This is a genomic window from Burkholderia sp. AU38729, assembly GCF_020419725.1.
Taxonomy (GTDB): Bacteria; Pseudomonadota; Gammaproteobacteria; order Burkholderiales; family Burkholderiaceae; genus Burkholderia.
This window is the reverse complement of sequence record NZ_JAIZQO010000024.1, coordinates 19,103-37,348: the sequence shown is the minus strand read 5'-3', so window position 1 is coordinate 37,348 and position 18,246 is coordinate 19,103. Positions and strand designations below refer to the sequence as shown.

Annotated in this window: 17 protein-coding genes; 6 read left to right on the top strand and 11 right to left on the bottom strand. The window is 68.0% G+C overall.

What is annotated here, in order from left to right; genetic code table 11:
- The 6 genes from LGM56_RS36235 to LGM56_RS36210 all read right to left on the bottom strand — a co-directional run.
- Positions 1-205 (bottom strand): GntR family transcriptional regulator (locus LGM56_RS36235; protein ID WP_217112318.1); only part of this gene is annotated, 205 nt, incomplete at its 3' end.
- 392 nt (positions 206-597) lie between these two features.
- Positions 598-852: a hypothetical protein gene (locus tag LGM56_RS36230; protein WP_089498602.1), complete on the bottom strand. Its 255-nt coding sequence runs from the start codon at positions 850-852 to the stop codon at positions 598-600.
- 34 nt (positions 853-886) lie between these two features.
- On the bottom strand, positions 887-1,342 hold the full coding sequence (locus LGM56_RS36225; protein WP_089498601.1) for a DUF1269 domain-containing protein: 456 nt from the start codon (positions 1,340-1,342) through the stop codon (positions 887-889).
- A 67-nt stretch (positions 1,343-1,409) separates the two neighbouring features.
- Positions 1,410-1,607: a hypothetical protein gene (locus LGM56_RS36220; RefSeq protein WP_089498600.1), complete on the bottom strand. Its 198-nt coding sequence runs from the start codon at positions 1,605-1,607 to the stop codon at positions 1,410-1,412.
- Between the two features lie 51 nt (positions 1,608-1,658).
- Positions 1,659-2,108 carry a phosphate-starvation-inducible protein PsiE gene (locus tag LGM56_RS36215; protein ID WP_089476056.1) on the bottom strand — a complete coding sequence of 150 codons (450 nt, stop codon included), beginning with the start codon at positions 2,106-2,108 and terminating at the stop codon, positions 1,659-1,661.
- Positions 2,105-2,494, bottom strand: coding sequence for a LysR family transcriptional regulator (locus LGM56_RS36210; RefSeq protein WP_226208162.1), 390 nt, complete (start codon positions 2,492-2,494; stop codon positions 2,105-2,107). The genes LGM56_RS36215 and LGM56_RS36210 overlap by 4 nt, the downstream gene beginning before the upstream one ends.
- 364 nt (positions 2,495-2,858) lie before the next feature.
- On the opposite strand from LGM56_RS36210, the gene LGM56_RS36205 reads away from it, so the two are divergent.
- From LGM56_RS36205 to LGM56_RS36185, 5 genes are all read left to right on the top strand, one after another.
- A complete protein-coding gene (locus LGM56_RS36205; RefSeq protein ID WP_226208161.1) occupies positions 2,859-3,920 on the top strand; it encodes a Dyp-type peroxidase in 1,062 nt (353 codons plus the stop codon).
- A 516-nt stretch (positions 3,921-4,436) separates the two neighbouring features.
- Complete coding sequence (locus tag LGM56_RS36200) at positions 4,437-5,252, top strand: family 1 encapsulin nanocompartment shell protein (protein WP_226208160.1); 816 nt, start codon at positions 4,437-4,439, stop codon at positions 5,250-5,252.
- A gap of 104 nt (positions 5,253-5,356) precedes the next feature.
- A complete protein-coding gene (locus tag LGM56_RS36195) occupies positions 5,357-5,626 on the top strand; it encodes a hypothetical protein (protein ID WP_226208159.1) in 270 nt (89 codons plus the stop codon).
- A gap of 633 nt (positions 5,627-6,259) precedes the next feature.
- Positions 6,260-9,109: an ATP-dependent Clp protease ATP-binding subunit gene (locus LGM56_RS36190; RefSeq protein WP_226208158.1), complete on the top strand. Its 2,850-nt coding sequence runs from the start codon at positions 6,260-6,262 to the stop codon at positions 9,107-9,109.
- A gap of 126 nt (positions 9,110-9,235) precedes the next feature.
- Complete coding sequence (locus LGM56_RS36185) at positions 9,236-11,515, top strand: FdhF/YdeP family oxidoreductase (RefSeq protein ID WP_089460105.1); 2,280 nt, start codon at positions 9,236-9,238, stop codon at positions 11,513-11,515.
- Positions 11,516-11,623: 108 nt separating this feature from the next.
- On the opposite strand, the gene LGM56_RS36180 is transcribed toward LGM56_RS36185, so the two are convergent.
- A complete protein-coding gene (locus tag LGM56_RS36180; RefSeq protein ID WP_226208157.1) occupies positions 11,624-13,045 on the bottom strand; it encodes a purine-cytosine permease family protein in 1,422 nt (473 codons plus the stop codon).
- 393 nt (positions 13,046-13,438) lie between these two features.
- Between LGM56_RS36180 and LGM56_RS36175 the strand changes: the two genes are divergently transcribed.
- Entirely contained in the window at positions 13,439-14,362 is a 924-nt protein-coding gene (locus LGM56_RS36175) for a LysR substrate-binding domain-containing protein (protein WP_069249468.1), read from the top strand.
- A 71-nt stretch (positions 14,363-14,433) separates the two neighbouring features.
- Here the strand turns inward: LGM56_RS36175 and argE are convergent, their stop codons facing one another.
- The 4 genes from argE to LGM56_RS36155 all read right to left on the bottom strand — a co-directional run bounded on the left by argE (position 14,434) and on the right by LGM56_RS36155 (position 18,129).
- The gene (gene argE / locus LGM56_RS36170) at positions 14,434-15,597 is read right to left on the bottom strand and encodes an acetylornithine deacetylase (protein ID WP_226208156.1); all 1,164 of its coding nucleotides are present in this window, start codon (positions 15,595-15,597) and stop codon (positions 14,434-14,436) included.
- Positions 15,590-16,267: a DUF1028 domain-containing protein gene (locus LGM56_RS36165; RefSeq protein ID WP_226208155.1), complete on the bottom strand. Its 678-nt coding sequence runs from the start codon at positions 16,265-16,267 to the stop codon at positions 15,590-15,592. Before LGM56_RS36165 ends, argE begins: the two co-directional genes overlap by 8 nt.
- A gap of 8 nt (positions 16,268-16,275) precedes the next feature.
- Positions 16,276-16,713 (bottom strand): RidA family protein, encoded by a 438-nt coding sequence (locus LGM56_RS36160; RefSeq protein WP_011349682.1) that lies wholly within the window; start codon positions 16,711-16,713, stop codon positions 16,276-16,278.
- A 75-nt stretch (positions 16,714-16,788) separates the two neighbouring features.
- Positions 16,789-18,129, bottom strand: a complete 1,341-nt coding sequence (locus LGM56_RS36155; protein ID WP_089444127.1) for a flavin-containing monooxygenase — start codon at positions 18,127-18,129, stop codon at positions 16,789-16,791.
- Positions 18,130-18,246 lie beyond the last annotated feature (117 nt).

The window sequence follows — 18,246 nt, the reverse complement described above, 5'->3', positions numbered from 1 at the left end:
GCAGGTTCACGAAATAGCCCGACTGCGGACGGCTTTCGAGCAGCCCGCGGCTTTCCAGCAGCAGATACGCATGCAGCACGGTCGTGATGCTGATCCGGTGCTGCTGGCTCGCCTGCCGCACCGAAGGGACACGATCGCCGTGTCGATATACGCCCTGCCGGATGAGTCTCTCTATGTCGTTTGCAAATTTCTCGTAGAGCTTCATCCGCCTCGCCCCGCCAGCGGTGAACCGGCGTGCGATGCACGGGCGGCATGGCCGCGCCGGTGCACGAAGCCGGATTGCCGTGCCCGGGCGCGGGCGTCCCGGTGCGAACCTCGTCCGTTATCGAAATTGAAGGCGGATAGCAATGCGAATCTCATCTAGACAAGGTTCGGCATCCTACTGCGTCATTTCGACGAATGTAAGTGACAGTTTGGCGAGGAAACGTGAAATCCGGCCGGCGTGGTGAACAGATTCGAACGCGACGGCAAACGGCCCCGCGCGATCGCGCGGCAAGCATTCGCCGGGCGCGGTGCCGGCGTGCGTCGTCGCGGTTTGCCGGCCGCCGTCGGGCGGCAGTCACGCGAAGCCCGCTGATGCGCGGGCCCCGCGTGCGCTCAAGCGTCGTCGACGTTGTCCGCGTAGTGATCGATCGCGACCTTGCACTCGTCGAACACCACCGTCAGCAACGCGATGTCGTTCGACTCGACCCACTTGCGGATCTGCAGGAATTGCCCGGTGCCGAGATCGGCGAGGCGGGCCGGATCGTCGGTCGTCACGTCGACGCTCGCGATCGCGCGGTTGCCGTGGCCGGGCAGCGGCGACAGCGTCGCCGTGATGTCGAAGCGCCGGTACGATTGTTCGATGTGCATGCGGTTCTCCCTTTCCGGTTCGACGACGACACGCTCAGTCGAGCGACTGGCGAAACACCTTGCCGCCGAATCCGGTCACGACGTTGTCGACCGAGAACGGCGTGTCTTCCTTCGCTTCCAGGATGATCGCGACGCTGCCGGGCACGAGCCGCGCCGCCACCGTCTCGACGAACGTGCCGTCGAGCAGCGCGTTGCCGGCCGCTTCCGCGAGAATGCCGGCGCCCGCGCCGGCCGCCATGCCGGTGACCACGCCGAGCGGCCCGGCGAGCAGGCCGAGCAAGCCGCCCGCGATCGCGCCGATCACGCCGCCCTTGAACGGCCGCGATTCCGCGTGGAGGACCGCGAGCTTGCCGGTCGCGTCCTTCTCGACGACGACGCCGTTCTCGATGTGGAATCCCTCGTCCTTCTCCGACAGCGCCTCGAAATCGTTCGCGGCCTGGCGAGCCGTGTCGACGCTGCCGAACACGGCGACGATCAGTTGCTGGGTCATGCGATACCTCGCTCGGTTGGAGGGTCAGTGGCAGCGCCGCAACCGATGCGGCACGCCGGGGTTCGATTCAGATACCGATGGCCGCCTCGCGTGCACGCGCCGCGTCGGCATAGGCGTACGCAGCCTCTCGCTGCAACCCGGCGACGGTGGGCGCGCGGGCGAGCGCCGGATCGGCATCGCGCGTGTCGCGCGCCAGCCGGTAGGCGTCCGACGCCGCGTGCTGCAGCTCGATCGCCCGCTTCGATTCAACGGAATGTGTGCTCATCCAGCTCCCTCCTTGCGGGGACAGCGAAAATGCATGCGGCCGCCCGCGCGCTTACCTGCGCGCCTGCGCATCGTCCTCGACATCGGCGACGTCGGCCGGGAAGCGGTGCTGGCCGAAACTCAGGATCAGCACGCCGACGGCGAGCAGCACGATCCCGACCGTCGTCATCAGCATCCGCTCGGGGCTGTCGGTTGCGCCGCGCAGTATCAGGTCGCGCGCGAGCGACGTCATCGCAATGAACAGCGGAAACCGTACGGGCAAGCGGCCGAGCCGCAGGTAGCGCACGTCCATCGCGAGCACTTCGAGATACAGGAACATCAGCAGCAGGTCGGTCAGCGACACCTCGCCCGCGAGCACGACCTTCCACGCTTCCTGCGCCATCGCGAACGCGGTCGCGAGCCCGATCACGATCAGTCCGGCCAGTTCGGCCGCGTGAAGGAAATGGCCGAAGCGGCGGCGGATGCGCTCGGCGGGCGAGCAGGGAATGGAGGTCGTATTCAAGGTGACAGTCGCTGGGTTGAGGCATGAGCGGCGCCGGGCGGCGGCGGGAACGTCGCGTCGCGCGCGGCGGCATGCACGGTATCGTGCGCGTCGGGCCGATCCGGCCCATCCGGCATATCGGGCGCGTGCGGGCCGGCCGCCCCGGTCGCCTGCTCGACCGCGGACAGCGTCCGGCGGCAGCACACGTGGAACGCGTCACCCGCATCGGTGCAGGCGACGTCGTCGCTATCGCGGCACAGCAGCAGGCGGCAGCCGAGATACCGTTCGAGACCGTCGATCCGTTCGCTCACCTGCGCTTCGTCGAGTTGCAGCTCGGACGCCGCACCGGACAGGCCGCCATGCTCGACCACCGCGACATACACACGCATCGCTTCCAGCAGGTTCATGATGACGCTCCTCGTGGCGGCGCAGCGGGACCTAATCTACTGCACGCGGCACGCACGCTCAAGAGCACAGCGCCGCATGCGCCAGGAGTACAGCTGCGCGGGCGCCGGCCAAAATCCGGCCCTGTTTGACGGATTCGCATGACAGTTCGGCGATTCGTGTTCCAAAGACCGGCCGAAGCTGCTAGATTGCTTGCTCGACGACGTCACGCGGTGCGGGCAGGTCGCGCGCCCCGTGCGGCCGCCACCGCTGCGGCCCGTTGCGGGATGCCCGCACAGCGTCCTTCATCCGCGTGACACAAAGAGAACAGTCGCATGACACAGTTCAACCGTTCGCCCTCGCGCGCCACGGCACTACCGTCCCGACATGACTGACCGGCAGCCCACGATGCAGACACCTCCCCCGCTCCCCCAAAACGTTCACAGCCCGATCACGCGCAGCGCGATCTTCCTCGTGGCGACGATCAATCCCGGCGCCGATCACGCCGACACGATCCGCTCATGGTGCGGCGACATCGCCGCGCTCGTGCGCTCGGTCGGCAAGCGCGTGCCGGGCGGCAACCTCACCTGCGTGTGCGGCTTCGGCGCCGACGCGTGGGATGCGCTGTTCGGCAACCCGCGCCCCGCCGCGCTGCATCCGTTCCGCGAATTCGGCGCGGGGCAGCGCGTCGCGGTCGCGACGCCGGGCGACATCCTGCTGCACATTCGCGCGGACGCGATGGACCTGTGCTTCGAACTCGCGACGCAGCTGCTCGGCGCGCTCGGCGATGCCGTCACGGTCGTCGACGAGGTGCACGGCTTCCGCAATTTCGACCAGCGCGCGATGATCGGCTTCGTCGACGGCACCGAGAACCCGGAAGGCCGCGCGGCGGTCGACTTCACGGTGATCGGCGACGAGGACGCGGCATTCACCGGCGGCAGCTACGTGATCGTGCAGAAGTACCTGCACGACATGGCCGGCTGGAACGCGCTCGCGGTCGAGACGCAGGAGCGCATCATCGGCCGCACCAAGCTCGCCGACATCGAGCTCGCGCCGGACGTGAAGCCGTCGTGCTCGCACAGCTCGCTGACCACGCTCGACGAGGGCGGCCAGGAGGTGAAGATCCTGCGCGACAACATGCCGTTCGGGCGCCCGGGCGCGGGCGAATTCGGCACCTACTTCATCGGCTACGCGCGTTCGCCGGCGCCGATCGAGCAGATGCTCGAGAACATGTTCGTCGGCCGCCCGCCCGGCAACTACGACCGCCTGCTCGATTACAGCCGCGCGGTCACCGGCTCGCTGTTCTTCGTGCCGTCCGCCGACCTGCTCGAAGCGCTCGCCGATCGCGCGGCGCCGGCCGCCGAGGCCACGGAGCCGGAACCGGCCTCTTCCGCGCCGCATCGCGACGGCTCGTTGAAGATCGGCTCGCTGAAAGGCGTGCCGTCGTAACGCCCATCATCACCAAGGGCAGTCCGGCGCGCCAACCCCGCGCCGGGCGAGGCGAATGGTCGCGCCATGAATGCCCTCCACTCGTTGCGAAGCTTCAATAGACTGCGCCTATGATTCATCCGGGCTCGGCCCCCGGCAACTGAACGCGGCCGAGCCCCGGCGTCCGGAACCCCTGCCGGATGAATGTTCGTAAGAATGCGCGACACGCGATCGGCCGTCGACCGCCTATGGTTCGGCACGCCATCGAGCCCGGCCCGAGCGACGCGGGCGCCGGCGCGCAGCCGGGTATCGCCATCCGCCGCGGCGTTCAGCACAAGCGCACCGCCTCTCCCCGCACGTGAATTGCAGAACAGTTGCGCCACCGCAGTGTGTCGTTTCGATTTGTGCTGCAGCGGTGTCAATAGAGCCTGCTAATATGCATTTTCGTCCGCGATCGGCCTGCCGGGCTCAGACGCAGTCCGTCAGCCGATCGGCCCACCCTGAAGTGTTTTCGCTGACGTGAGGCAACCCAAACCCATGAACAACCTGCACCGCGAACTCGCCCCGATCTCGTCCTCCGCCTGGGAGCAAATCGAGGAGGAAGTGGCACGCACGTTCAAACGCTCGGTGGCCGGCCGCCGCGTCGTCGATGTCGACGGCCCCGAAGGCCCCGAACTGTCGGCCGTCGGCACCGGGCACCTCGTCGACGTCGCCGCCCCGCGCGAGCTGGTGAATGCGCGGCTGCGCGAAGTCCGCACGATCGTCGAGCTGACGGTGCCGTTCGAGTTAAGCCGCGATGCGATCGACAGCGTCGAGCGCGGCGCGCGCGACGCCGACTGGCAACCGGCGAAGGACGCCGCGCAGCGGCTCGCGTTCGCCGAGGACGGCGCGATTTTCGACGGCTACCGGGCCGCCGGCATTCTCGGCATCCGCGAAGGCACGTCGAACCGCAAGCTCACGCTGCCGGCGGATGTGAGCGCGTATCCCGACGCGATCAGCGACGCGCTCGAAGCGCTGCGGCTTGCCGGCGTCGACGGCCCGTACTCGGTCGTGCTCGGCTCGGATGCGTACACGGCGCTCAGCGAAGCGCGCGACCAGGGCTATCCGGTCCTCGGCCATATCAAGCGGATCGTCAGCGGCGAGATCATCTGGGCGCCGGCGATCAGCGGCGGCTGCGTGCTGTCCACGCGCGGCGGCGATTACGAGCTGCACCTCGGGGAAGACGTATCGATCGGCTACACGAGTCATACCGACAAGGTCGTCCGCCTGTACCTGCGCGAAACGTTCACGTTCCTGATGCTCACGAGCGAAGCATCGGTGGCCGTGGCGCCGCAGGCCAGCACGGCGGCCTGACCGCGGTTGCCTGCGCGCGATGCCCGCCGGGTGTCGCGCGCGAGCGGCCGCACTGCCGGCCGCAGGTTCGTCGCCGATCAAACCCATCTTGCATGGAGTGTGTGATGAGCGAGTCGAATGAGGCATTGCAGGCGCTGCAGACGTCGGTCGACCACCTGAAGCAGGCGGTCGACGCGAACGCGAGCAGCCAGGCCGGCGACACCGCCGTGCTGTTCACCGTCTTGTCGCTGGTCCTGGCGGAGTTGCCGCCCGACACGCGCAACCTGATCGAGGATTCGTTCTCCGTCTGGGCCAATGGCCTGCCGAATGCGGCACTGTCACAGGACGTGAAGCAGATCGCCCGGCAGCGGCTTGCGATGACCCTCTCGGACTGATCGCGGCACGCGTCGGTTGCGCCGCGTCCGGCCCGGACCGTGCAACCCGCCCTCGCCTGCGGCCGCCCCACACGCATCGTCCGCGGTGCGTGCGTGGTGGCGCTTGGCCGCTCGCGGCACGCGCCCCGTGTCGCGCCCCCTGCCGCGCTTCCGTCGCGCCTCCCCATCCGCGCTGCCTTTGATCCCCCGATCACCGGCGCCCTGCGCGCCGATGTCGCACCGCGATCCGTTCGCGCGCCGCCCGCTTCCGCTTCCTGTCATCCCACGCTGCGCACGCCGCGCACGCCCGTGGCGCCGTGCGCCCGCCCGTCTGTACTCCTTGCCACCCGTGCGTGCGCGCATGCGAGGGTGCAATTCGCGGCCGGGCCGGGGCGGAACTGTGCCTTGGATAGCCTGCGCCGATTCGCTATTTTGAACGCAGTCGAAGCGATGCCGTGGGCTCCTCCCGGCACGCACGCTTGCCGCCCTGACCGCGACCGTGCACGACGCCGACGCGCGCTGCGTGACAGCGCCGGTGCCGCCCGCGCGCCGCCGTGCCGCGTGTCGTGCGTTCGCGGTCGGTAGCGCCCAAGCGCCGCACCGCATCGGGACTTCGCCCTTCGACCCACTTTCACCGACAGGAGCCAGACCACCATGCCCGCACTTTGCGATATCTGCCACGCGCGGCCGGCCGTCGCGCGCGCAACCGTGATGCAGGACGGCGAGCGCAAGACGATCTCGATCTGCGATTACCACTTCCGTCAGCTGATGCGGCATCAGAGCATGCTGAACCCGTTCGATTCGCTGCTCGGCGGTGGCGGCTCGTCGTCGCTGTTCGGCGGGCTCGATGACGAATCGCCGCTCGCCGCCGAGATTCCGCGCGAATCGGTCGACCCGACCGACGCGTTCAGCGAGCAGACGCTGGAGCTGCTGCAGCGCGCGGCCGAGAAGGCGCACGAGCTGCGCCGCAGCGAGCTCGATTCCGAACACCTGCTGTTCGCGCTCGCGGACACCGACGTGTGCGCCGCGCTGCTGAAGGAACTGAAGCTGTCGCCGGAGGACATCAAGTCGTACATCGACGCGCATGCGCACACCGGCACGGCCGCCCCCGATGCGCCGCTCGACAAGCTGTCGATCTCGCCGCGCGTGAAGAAGGCCGTGCAGTACGCGTTCCAGGCGTCGCGCGATCTCGGCCACTCGTACATCGGCCCCGAGCACCTGCTGATCGGGCTCGCGTCGGTGCCGGACAGCGTCGCCGGCACGCTGTTGAAGAAATACGGCGTGACGCCCGAGGCGCTGCGCCAGAAAGTCGTGAAGGTGGTCGGCAAAGGCGCCGAGGACGGCCGCGTCGATGCGCCGACCGGTACGCCGAACCTCGACAAGTTCGGCCGCGACCTCACCGCGATCGCGCGCCAGGGCAAGCTCGACCCGGTGCTCGGCCGCGCGCAGGAAATCGAGAGCACGATCGAGGTGCTTGCACGCCGCAAGAAGAACAACCCGGTGCTGATCGGCGAGCCGGGCGTCGGCAAGACGGCGATCGTCGAAGGGCTCGCGCAGCGGATCGTCAACGGCGACGTGCCCGAGGTGCTGCGCGACAAGCGGCTCGTCGAAGTCAACATCAACTCGATGGTGGCCGGCGCGAAGTATCGCGGCGAGTTCGAGGAGCGCGCGAAGCAGCTGATCGACGAAGTCACGGCGAAGCAGGACGAACTGATCCTGTTCATCGACGAACTGCACACGATCGTCGGTGCCGGCCAGGGCGGCGGCGAAGGCGGCCTCGACATCGCGAACGTGCTGAAGCCCGCGCTCGCGCGCGGCGAGCTGAGCCTGATCGGCGCGACGACGCTCAACGAATACCAGAAGTACATCGAGAAGGATGCCGCGCTCGAACGGCGCTTCCAGCCGGTGTTCGTGCCGGAGCCGAGCGTCGAGCAGACGATCGTGATCCTGCGCGGGCTGCGCGACAGCCTCGAGGCGCACCACCAGGTCACGTTCGCCGACGACGCATTCGTCGCGGCCGCGGAATTCGCCGATCGCTACATCACGTCGCGCTTCCTGCCCGACAAGGCGATCGACCTGATCGACCAGGCCGCCGCGCGCGTGCGGATCGGCGCGACGTCGCGTCCGGTCGACATCCAGGAAGGCGAAGCGCAGATCGCGCAACTGAAGCGCGAGCAGGACTACGCCACGTCGCGCAAGCGCTTCGACGAAGCGAAGCAGTTCGAGGAGCAGATCAACGCGAAGCAGAAATCCGTGGACGAGAAGATGGAGGCGTGGCAGCGCAAGACGGGCTCCGAGACGCTCGAAGTGACGGTCGAATCGGTGGCCGAGGTCGTGTCGCGCCTCACCGGCATCCCGGTTTCCGAACTCACGCAGGAAGAACGCCAGAAGCTGTTGAAGATGGAAGAGCAGCTGCGCGAGCGCGTGGTCGGCCAGAGCGACGCGGTGGTGGCCGTCAGCGATGCCGTGCGGCTGTCGCGCGCGGGGCTCGGCCAGACGCACCGGCCGATCGCGACGTTCCTGTTCCTCGGGCCGACGGGCGTCGGCAAGACCGAGCTCGCGAAGGCGCTGGCCGAGACCGTGTTCGGCGACGAACAGGCGATCATCCGCATCGACATGTCCGAGTACATGGAGCGGCACGCCGTTGCGCGGCTGATCGGCGCGCCGCCCGGCTACGTCGGCTACGACGAAGGCGGCCAGCTCACCGAGCGCGTACGGCGCCGCCCGTACAGCGTGATCCTGCTCGACGAGATCGAGAAGGCGCATCCGGACGTCTACAACGTGCTGCTGCAGGTGTTCGACGACGGCCGCCTGACCGACGGCAAGGGCCGCGTGGTCGACTTCAGCAACACGATCATCATCGCGACGAGCAACCTCGGCGCCGCGATCATCATGGACAACCTCACGCAGCCGGAAGCCGCGCGCAAGACCGACAAGGCGATCCGCGAGGAGCTGATGCAGGTGCTGAAGGGCCATTTCCGCCCCGAGTTCCTGAACCGGATCGACGAGGTGATCGTCTTCCACGCGCTGTCGAAGGAGAACATCCGCGCGATCGTGCAGATCCAGCTCGACCGCGTGGTGCGCACCGCCGCCGCGCAGGACATCACGCTCGTGATGGGCGATTCGCTCGTCGAGCACCTGACCGAAGCCGGCTACCAGCCGGAGTTCGGCGCACGCGAGCTGAAGCGCCAGATCCGCCAGACCATCGAGACCCGGCTCGCGAAGGAGATCCTCGCCGACCGGCTGAAGTCGGGCGACCGATGCGAAGTCGACTACGACAAGGCCAGCGACGAAGTGACGTTCACCAAGCTCGCGGCGCCTGAAGCGAAGGAGACCCGGGACGCGAAGAAGGACGCCGACGGCAAGGCGAAATCGAACGGCAAGGCAGCCAAGGCCAGCGACGATGCGAAGACGGGCGACACGCCCGCCGACGCACCGCCGCCCGCGCCAGCCGCGAAAGCGTCCGGCAAGAAGTCGTCCGGCGCGAAGAAGGACGCGCACTGAAAAACAGCATGCCCCGCACGCCCGGGGCACGCATGACCGGCTCCGTCCACCGGGCGGAGCCGCCCCACGCCGCGACACGGCGCAAACCGAGCCGCCCGCACCGGGTAAGGCTGATGGAGATTCAACATGACAAATCGACGCGAAGTGCCAGGCATCAGGAAGTACGACGGGCCCGCCGGTGGTTGGGGCGCGCTTCGCGCGACAGCCGATGCGGTGCGCACGCAAATGGAAACCATCGAGGCGCCGATCGTGCTGATGCGGACCAACCAGCCCGACGGCTTCGACTGCCCCGGCTGCGCGTGGCCCGACAAGGAACACAAGTCGACGTTCCAGTTCTGCGAGAACGGCGCGAAGGCCGTCACGTGGGAAGCGACCACCAAGCGCGTGACGCCCGAGTTCTTCGCGGCGAACACCGTGTCGTCGCTGCTGCGCATGTCGGACTACGAGCTGGAGAACATGGGCCGGCTCACGCATCCGCTCGTCTACGACCGCGCGACCGACACGTTCCGCGCGATCGAATGGGACGACGCGTTCGCACGCATCGGCGAAGTGCTGCGCGCGCTGCCGCCCGACCAGGTCGAGTTCTATACGTCGGGCCGCGCGTCGAACGAAGCCGCGTACCTGTACCAGCTGTTCGCGCGCGAGCTCGGCACCAACAATTTCCCCGACTGCTCGAACATGTGCCACGAGCCGACCAGCGTCGGCCTGCCGCAGTCGATCGGCATCGGCAAGGGCACCGTGTCGCTGGAGGATTTCGATCACTGCGAGCTGATCATCTCGATCGGCCACAACCCCGGCACGAACCACCCGCGGATGATGGGCACGCTGCACGAGTGCGCGCGCCGCAACGTGCCGATCATCGTGTTCAACCCGCTGCGCGAGCGCGCGCTCGAACGCTTCGCCGATCCGCAGGACATGATCGAGATGGCGTCGTTCGGCTCGACCCGCATCGCATCGACGTATTACCAGGTCGACGCCGGCGGCGACGCGGCCGCGCTGAAGGGCATCATGAAGGCGCTGCTGCAGCTCGAAGCCGAGCGCGGCAACGTGCTCGACCGCGACTTCATCGCGCAGCACACCAACGGCTTCGACGCGTTCTCGGCCGACCTCGAAGCCACGTCGTGGGACGACATCGAGCGCGCGAGCGGGCTCAGCCAGGCGCAGCTCGAACAGGTCGCGCTCGCGTACGCGAAGTCGAACGCGACGATCGTCACGTACGGGATGGGCGTCACGCAGCACAACAAGGGCACCGCAACCGTGCGCCTGATCGCCGACCTGCTGCTGATGCGCGGCAACATCGGCAAGCCCGGCGCCGGCGTGTGCCCGCTGCGCGGCCACTCGAACGTGCAGGGCAACCGCACGGTCGGCATCACCGAGAAGCCGTCGGCCGAGTTCCTGAAGAAGATCGAGGACGTGTGCGGCTTCACGCCGCCCGCGCATCACGGGCACGACGCCGTGCAGGCGATGCAGGCGATGATCGACGGCACCGCGAAGGCGCTGCTGTGCCTCGGCGGCAACTTCGCGGTCGCACTGCCCGATCCGGAGCAGTCGTTCCCGGCGATGGCGAAGCTCGACCTGAGCGTGCATCTCGGCACCAAGCTGAACCGCTCGCACCTGCTGGTCGCGAAGGAAACCTTCGTGCTGCCGGTGCTCGGCCGCACCGAGCTCGACATGCAGGCCACCGGCCGGCAGTCGATCACCGTCGAGGATTCGATGTCGATGGTTCACGCGTCGGCCGGCAAGCTCAAGCCGGCGTCCGACCAGTTGCGCTCGGAGCCGGCGATCGTCGCGGGCATCGCGCATGCGACGCTGCCGGCCAGCAAGGTCGCGTGGCTCGACCTGATCGACGACTACGACCGCATCCGCGACCTGATCGACAAAACGGTATCCGGCTTCGAGGCGTTCAACGAGCGCATCCGCACGCCGGGCGGCTTCCGCCTGCCGCTGCCGCCCACCGAGCGCGTGTGGCCGACGCCGACCGGCAAGGCGATGTTCTCGGTCTACAAGGGCGTGAAGGAAGACGCCGACGTGCTCGGCGCCGAGCAGGTGCTGCGGCTGATCACGCTGCGCAGCCACGACCAGTACAACACGACGATCTACGGGCTCGACGACCGCTATCGCGGCGTGTTCGGCCGGCGCGACGTGCTGTTCATGAACCCCGCCGACCTCGCCAAGTACGGGCTCGAACACGGGGACCTCGTCGACATCGAGACGGTCACCGCATCGGGTCGCGCGCTGCGCCTCGAGAAGATCACCGCGATCGAGTACGACATCGCCCCGGGGTCGGTCGGCGCGTACTACCCGGAAGCGAACGTGCTCGTGCCGCTCGACTACATCGACAAGGAAAGCGGCACGCCGTCGTACAAGTCGGTGCCGGTGCGCGTCGCGCGCTCGGCGGTGGTCTGACGTACTGACGGGCCGGCTCGCGGCGCACAGGCTACCGCGAGCCGGCCCGACTTCCTCCACGGGCCACCGTGTCTGAACGGATGCGATGGCCCCCTTCCTTCCCCGTTGTTACCGCGCCGCCGTCGGCGGCATCGTCGCGCCCGTCTGCCGGCGCCGATACGCGCTGTCGCGCGTCGCGAGCCAGTAGTACAGCGGCGACGTCAGCACCAGCCCCACGAGCCACGACAGGTCCGCGCCACCGAGATGCGCGGGAATCGGGCCCGCATACATCGGCGTGTTCATGAACGGAATCTGCACGAGAATGCCGATCGCATACGCGAGCAGCGCCTGCGGGTTGAAGCGGCCGTAGATCCCGCCATCGACCATGAAGATCGACTTGATGTCGTACTTGCCCTTGTGGATCACGTAGAAGTCGATCAGGTTGATCGCCGTCCACGGCACCAGCACGACGAGCAGCGCGAGCACGAGATCCACGAGGTTGCCGACGAAGTTCGTCGACGCGCCGATCGCCGCGTAGCAGCACGCGACGAAGATCACGACCGACACCACCGCGCGCGCCTTCGCGGTCGGAATCCACTTGTATGCGAACGTCTGCACCGACGTGATCACCGCGAGCACTGCACCGTACAGATTCAGCGCGTTGTGGCTGATCACGCTCAGCAGGAACAGCACGAGCATCAGCGGGCCGAGCGGGCCCGTGGCCTGCTTGACCGCATCCATCGCGTCCGCGCCGGCGGGCACCGCGAGCACCGCGACCGCGCCGAAGATGAACGCGAGCGTCGAGCCGATCGTGCAGCCGAGATAGGTCGCCCAGAACGTCGACGCCACGCCGACGTTTTCCGGCAGATAGCGCGAATAGTCCGACACGTACGGCGCGAATGCGATCTGCCACAACGCCGACAGCGACACCGTCGCGAGCCAGCCGGCGAAGTTGAAGCCGCCGCGCGTCAGGAAATCGTCGGTCGTCACGTGCATGAGGATCATCCAGAAGCCGACCAGGATGCCGATGCCGAGCACCCACGTGCCGATCCGGTTCAGGATGTGGATGAACCGGTAGCCGACGATCCCGATCAGCCCCGAGCCCACCGCGCCGATCACGATGCCGACGGGCACCGGCACCGACGACGCGATGCCGTGCACCGACTTGCCGGCCAGCACGATGTTCGACGCGAAGAAGCCGACGTACATCACGGCCGCGATCACGGTCACCAGCAGCGCGCCCCACGAGCCGAACTGCGCGCGGCTCTGGATCATCTGCGGGATGCCCATCTGCGGCCCCTGCGCCGAATGCAGCGCCATCAGCACGCCGCCGACCGCCTGGCCGACGACGATCGCGACGATGCCCCACATCAGGTTCAGGTGGAAGAGCTGCACGCCGAGTGCGCCGGTCACGATCGGCAGCGGCGCGATGTTGCCGCCGAACCAGAGCGTGAACAGGTCGCGCACCTTGCCGTGGCGCTCCGCGGGCGGCACGTAGCCGATCGTGTGCTTCTCTATCATCGGGGACGCGTTGCGGTCCACGTTCGTCATGGTGATGTCTCCTGTCCTGCGCGGCGATGCGCGCTTGCCGTGTCAGCCGGCGCGCGTTGGGGGCGCGCCTGCAATCGGGTCCGGATACGCGAGCGACGACGCGCCGCGTGCACGCGCGGCGGCATCGAACGAAGCGGACGATACGCATGCGGGGGCGGATGCCATGTCCCGCCGGTGCGTGCGCGGCCGCTTCGTTTGCTTCTTGATCCAGGTTGGAGACGATGGTGCGCCACGACCCGCGCGACCGGAAAATACTAAAAATATTTCCGGGACATACGAAAAAGCTCTGCAGCGGACATTTCGGCGCCGGGGGGCTTTCAGGTAAGGTGCTACGCAAACCATGGACAGATTGCGCCCGCGGCGGCACGCCGGGGCCGTGCATCAGAGGTGCTTGTGGCTCACTACACTTTGCGGCAACTGAAATACTTCGTGACGACGGTGGAATCCGGCAGCGTCGCCGAGGCGTCGCGCCAGCTGTTCATCGCGCAGCCGTCGATCTCCAGCGCGATCAAGGGTCTGGAGGAAAGCTTCGGCGTGAAGCTGTTCATCCGCCATCACGCGCAGGGCGTGTCGCTCACGCCGAGCGGCACGCGCTTCTACCGGAAGGCGCAGGAGCTGCTGCGCATCGCGCACGAATTCGAACAGAACGCGCTCGCCGACAACGACGTGATCACCGGGCAGATCGACATCGGCTGCTTCGAGACGGTCGCGCCGCTCTATCTGCCGCAACTGATCGCGGGCTTTCGCGAGCGCTACCCGGGCGTGAACATCCGGCTGCGCGACGGCGACCAGCAGGAACTCGTGCAGGGCCTGACGTCGGGCACGTTCGATCTCGCGCTGATGTACGACCACGATCTCGACGGCACGATCGAGACCGAGCCGCTGATGCCGCCGCAGCAGCCGTACGTGCTGCTGCCGGAAAATCACCGGTTCGCGGGCCAGACGCACGTTTCATTGCGCGACCTCTGCGTCGAGCCGATGATCCTGCTCGACGTGCAGCCGAGCCGCACGTATTTCGTCAGCCTCTTTCACGAACTCGGGCTCACGCCGAACATCGTGTTCGGATCGCCGTCGATCGAGATGGTGCGCGGGATGGTCGGCCAGGGGTTCGGCTTCTCGCTGCTCGTCACGCGCCCGCATTCCGAATACACGTACGACGGCCAGCGCGTCGTGACGATCGGCCTCAGCGAAACGGTGAGCCCGTCGGGGCTCGTGAGCGCGCGGCTGAAGCGCGGGCAACTCACGAAGCAGGCGCAGTCGTTCGTCGATTTCTGCCGCGAGCGGCTCGCGCAGATCGTCGCGGAAGCGGCGCGATAAGGAACCTGAAGGAACACGAAAGCGCACGCGCCGCGGGAGGCGGTGCGTGCGTGTCGGTCAGGCGCACCGCGTCAGGCGGCTGCGGAGAGATGGGTGGCCAGCCGCCCCAGCATCGCGTCGCAGTCGTGAAGCTGATCGAGCGTGACGAACTCGTCGGGCTTGTGCCCTTGGTCCATGCTGCCGGGCCCGCACACCACGGTCGGAATGCCGGCCTCGCCATATAGCCCGCCCTCGGTGCCGAACGCCACCGTGCCGAAGGCATCGGAGCCGCACAGCATCGCGAGCAGGCGGGCGGCCTCGCTGTCCGGCGCGGTCGCGAGCCCCGGATAGGCACCGAGCGGCTGCAGTTGAATGTCGGTATCGGCCTGCACCGCGCGCATCCTCGGCAACAGTTCGGATTCCGCATAGTCCTGCAACTTCCTCGGCACGTCGTGCGCATCGAAATCCGGCAGCGCGCGCACCTCGAAATCGAACTCGCATTCGGCCGGCACGATGTTCAGCGCGCGGCCGCCCTTGATCAGCCCGGTCTGCACGGTCGAGAACGGCGGATCGAATCGCGCGTCGTGCCGTTCCGGCCGCGCGAGCGCCGCGCCGATCTCGCCGAGCCGGCCGATCAGCTTAGCTGCATAGTCGATCGCGTTGACGCCCGACGGCGCGTACGCCGAGTGACAAGCAGCGCCCTTGACATGACAGCGCATCGCGAGCTTGCCCTTGTGACCGAGCACCGGCTTCAGCTCGGTCGGCTCGCCGATCAGGCACAGGCGCGGCCGGTGCGCGCGCGCGGCCAGTGCATCGAGCATCGGCCGCACGCCGAGGCAGCCGACTTCCTCGTCGTACGAGAACGCGAGATGCACGGGCATGCTCAGCGGACGGGCGACAAACGCCGGCACGGCCGCGAGCACCGACGCGATGAAGCCCTTCATGTCGGCCGTACCGCGGCCGTACAGGCGGCCATCGCGCTCGGTGAGCCGGAACGGCTCGACCGTCCACGCCTGCCCGTCGACCGGCACCACGTCGGTATGGCCCGACAGCGCGATGCCGCCGCGATCGTGCGGCCCGATCGTCGCGTACAGGCTCGCCTTCGTGCGCTCCGCGTTGTAGAACAGTTCGCTTTCGACGCCGAAGCCCGCGAGATAGTCGCGGATGAACGTGATCATCTCGAGGTTCGACTCGCGGCTGACCGTCGCGAAACCGATCAGCCGTTCCAGCAGCGCGCGGCTCGACGTGTCATTCATCGCCCGGCACTCCGTAGCTCGGCGCGGCGGTGGGATTCAGCGCGCGCGTCTGGTAGTCCTGCATCTGCGGCCGATACGCGTGCCACAGCGCATCGAGCTGCCCGATCGGATCGGCCTCGGCCCAGTCGACGCGCAGGTCGACGATCGGCCAGGTCACGTCGCCGGCCACCTTCAGCGCGGCCGAATGCACCGGCCCTGCCTCGCCGCCTGCGGCCATCGCCGCGCGCAGCGCGGCCAGCAGGCGATCGGCGAGCAGGCCGGGCGCCTGTTCGAAGGCGCGCGCCATCGCGTCGATCACGGCCGGCGCGGCCAGCAGGTTGCCCGCCGCCACGCATTGTTCGCCCTGCACCGCGTGATGCGTGCCGAGCGCCTCCTTGCCGGTGAAGCAGGCCGTCTGCCCCTGCCCGTCGATCACCGTGACCTGCCGGTACTGGCTCCAGCCGTTCGCGCTGAGCGCACGGTCGAGCGCCGCGGCGGGCGCGAGCTGCTCGTGCTCGATCAAGTCGAGGATCTGGGGCCCCAGCGCCGGCAGCGTGATGTTCTGCGTCGCGACGGCGCCGACGCCCGCGCGCACCCACGGGCAGCGCGCACCCACCGCGATGCTCGACGAGCTGATCGCGATGCCGAGCTGGCCCGTCTCCGGGCAACGCCCGACGATGGAGAAAGTCATGTCGCCTCCTACGCGCGGTTCGGTTGCCAGTTGTCCGGGATCACGGCGATCACGTCGATTTCCATCAGCCACTGCGGCTGGCCGAGCGCCGACACGACGAGCCCCGTCGAGATCGGATACACGCCCTTCAGCCACTTGCCGACTTCCTGGTACACGGGCTCGCGATAGCGCGGGTCGATCAGGTAAGTCGTCGTCTTCACGATGTGCGTAAGGTCGCTGCCGGCTTCCTCCAGCAGCTGCTTGACGTTCTTCATCGCCTGCTCGGCCTGCGCGCGCGGATCGCCGAGGCCGATCAGTTTGCCGTCGAAATCGGTGCCGACCTGGCCGCGCACGTAGACGGTGTTGCCCGCCCGCACGGCCTGGCACAGGTCGTTGTCGAGCGTCTGGTTCGGGTAGGTATCCTTCGTGTTGAACATGCGGATACGGGTATGGGTGGGTTGGCTCATCGGAATCCTTCAGTCGTCAGGGGGCACGCCGCCGCACCGGAAGCAGACGCGGTGCGGCAGGCGGCGGGGGTTCGGTCAGTTCACCGCGTCGGCGAGCGGCTGCGTGTCGGCATGAGGCACGGCAACGTCCTGCTCCGCTTGCGCGGTCGAGCGGCGCTGCGACGCGTCGTGATACTCGAGGTAGGTGCGCTGGATCGCGATGTGATCGGCGATGTGCCGCGCGTCGTGCCACACGCCCCAGATGAAGCTGGAGCCGCGCCGCGACAGCCACGGCAGCCCGAGGAAATAGATGCCCGGCTCCTTCGACACGCCGCGCTGGTGCTGCGGCTTGCCGTTGTCGGCGAACGCGTCGACCTTCAGCCAGCCGTAGTCGACCGCGTAGCCGGTCGCCCAGACGATCGACGTGACGCCCGCGCCGGCAAGGTCGAGCGCGAGGATCGGATGCGCGACGCAATCGGGATTCGGCAGGATGCGGCGGGCTTCCGGTTCTTCCGGCAGGTCGAGGCCGTTGCGGGCCGCATAGGCGTCGGCCGCGTCGAGCAGCGACAGGTAGTTTTCGTCGCCGCGTGCGAGGTTGATCGCGAGATCGCGCTCGAACGTGACCACGCCGCCGTCGAACGACTTCGTCAGTCCGACGAGCGTCACGCCCTGGTTCGCGAGCTTGCGGAAATCCACCGTATGGCCGCCGCGCGCGCCGCTCACTGCGATCGTCACGTGTTCGCGGCCGGGCGTCGCGACTTCCTTGTCCCATTCGCCGAGCACGCCGAGCCACCAGCAGAAATCGCGACCGCGATACGCACGCGGCGGCCGATCGTGCGGGCCGACCGACAGGTACACCTGGCGGCCCGCGCGCTGCAGCTCGTCGGCGATCTGCACGCCCGACGACCCCGCGCCGACCACCAGCACCGCGCCGTCCGGAAGCTGCGCCGGGTTGCGATAGTCGGCGGAATGAATCTGCACGAGGCGTGCGTCGTCCGGCGCGATCGGCGGAATCACCGGGCGCTGGAACGGCCCGGTCGCGACGACCACGCGGTTCGCCTCGATCGTGCCGTCGGATGTCTCGACGATGAAACCCGGCTTGCCGGCATTGCGCACGACCTGCTTCACCTCGACGCCGGTACGGATCGGCGCGTTGAACTTGCGCGCGTACGCTTCGAAGTAGTCGGCGACCTGGTCTTTCGTTGCGAACGCATCGGGATCGAGGCCGTCGAATTCGAGGCCGGGGAAACGGTCGTGCCACGCGGGGCCGTTCGCGACCAGCGAATCCCAGCGACCCGTGCGCCAGCGCTCGGCAATACGGCTGCGCTCCAGCACGAGATGCGGTACGCCCAGCTTGCCCAGGTGCTCGCTCATGGCCACGCCGGCCTGACCGGCGCCCACGACGAGCGTATCGATTGAAGTTGTTTCGACTGCCACGGCTGTCTCCTTGAGGTGCGGCTCGCTGCGAGGCTCGGATGCTCGTGTCGTCGCGCGAGTGGGAATGGAGACATTCTGCTGACAGCCCGGCGTGGGCGAAATGATGTTTTTTGTGGT

Excerpts from the sequence above, each read along its gene's own strand:
- LGM56_RS36210 (WP_226208162.1), bottom strand. The coding sequence starts at position 2,494 with ATGAACCTGCTGGAAGCGATGCGTGTGTATGTCGCGGTGGTCGAGCAT.
- LGM56_RS36180 (WP_226208157.1), bottom strand. The coding sequence starts at position 13,045 with ATGACGAACGTGGACCGCAACGCGTCCCCGATGATAGAGAAGCACACG.
- LGM56_RS36190 (WP_226208158.1), top strand. The coding sequence starts at position 6,260 with ATGCCCGCACTTTGCGATATCTGCCACGCGCGGCCGGCCGTCGCGCGC.
- LGM56_RS36185 (WP_089460105.1), top strand. The coding sequence starts at position 9,236 with ATGACAAATCGACGCGAAGTGCCAGGCATCAGGAAGTACGACGGGCCC.
- LGM56_RS36160 (WP_011349682.1), bottom strand. The coding sequence starts at position 16,713 with ATGAGCCAACCCACCCATACCCGTATCCGCATGTTCAACACGAAGGAT.
- LGM56_RS36205 (WP_226208161.1), top strand. The coding sequence starts at position 2,859 with ATGACTGACCGGCAGCCCACGATGCAGACACCTCCCCCGCTCCCCCAA.
- LGM56_RS36165 (WP_226208155.1), bottom strand. The coding sequence starts at position 16,267 with ATGACTTTCTCCATCGTCGGGCGTTGCCCGGAGACGGGCCAGCTCGGC.
- LGM56_RS36195 (WP_226208159.1), top strand. The coding sequence starts at position 5,357 with ATGAGCGAGTCGAATGAGGCATTGCAGGCGCTGCAGACGTCGGTCGAC.
- LGM56_RS36225 (WP_089498601.1), bottom strand. The coding sequence starts at position 1,342 with ATGACCCAGCAACTGATCGTCGCCGTGTTCGGCAGCGTCGACACGGCT.
- LGM56_RS36220 (WP_089498600.1), bottom strand. The coding sequence starts at position 1,607 with ATGAGCACACATTCCGTTGAATCGAAGCGGGCGATCGAGCTGCAGCAC.
- LGM56_RS36230 (WP_089498602.1), bottom strand. The coding sequence starts at position 852 with ATGCACATCGAACAATCGTACCGGCGCTTCGACATCACGGCGACGCTG.
- argE (WP_226208156.1), bottom strand. The coding sequence starts at position 15,597 with ATGAATGACACGTCGAGCCGCGCGCTGCTGGAACGGCTGATCGGTTTC.
- LGM56_RS36200 (WP_226208160.1), top strand. The coding sequence starts at position 4,437 with ATGAACAACCTGCACCGCGAACTCGCCCCGATCTCGTCCTCCGCCTGG.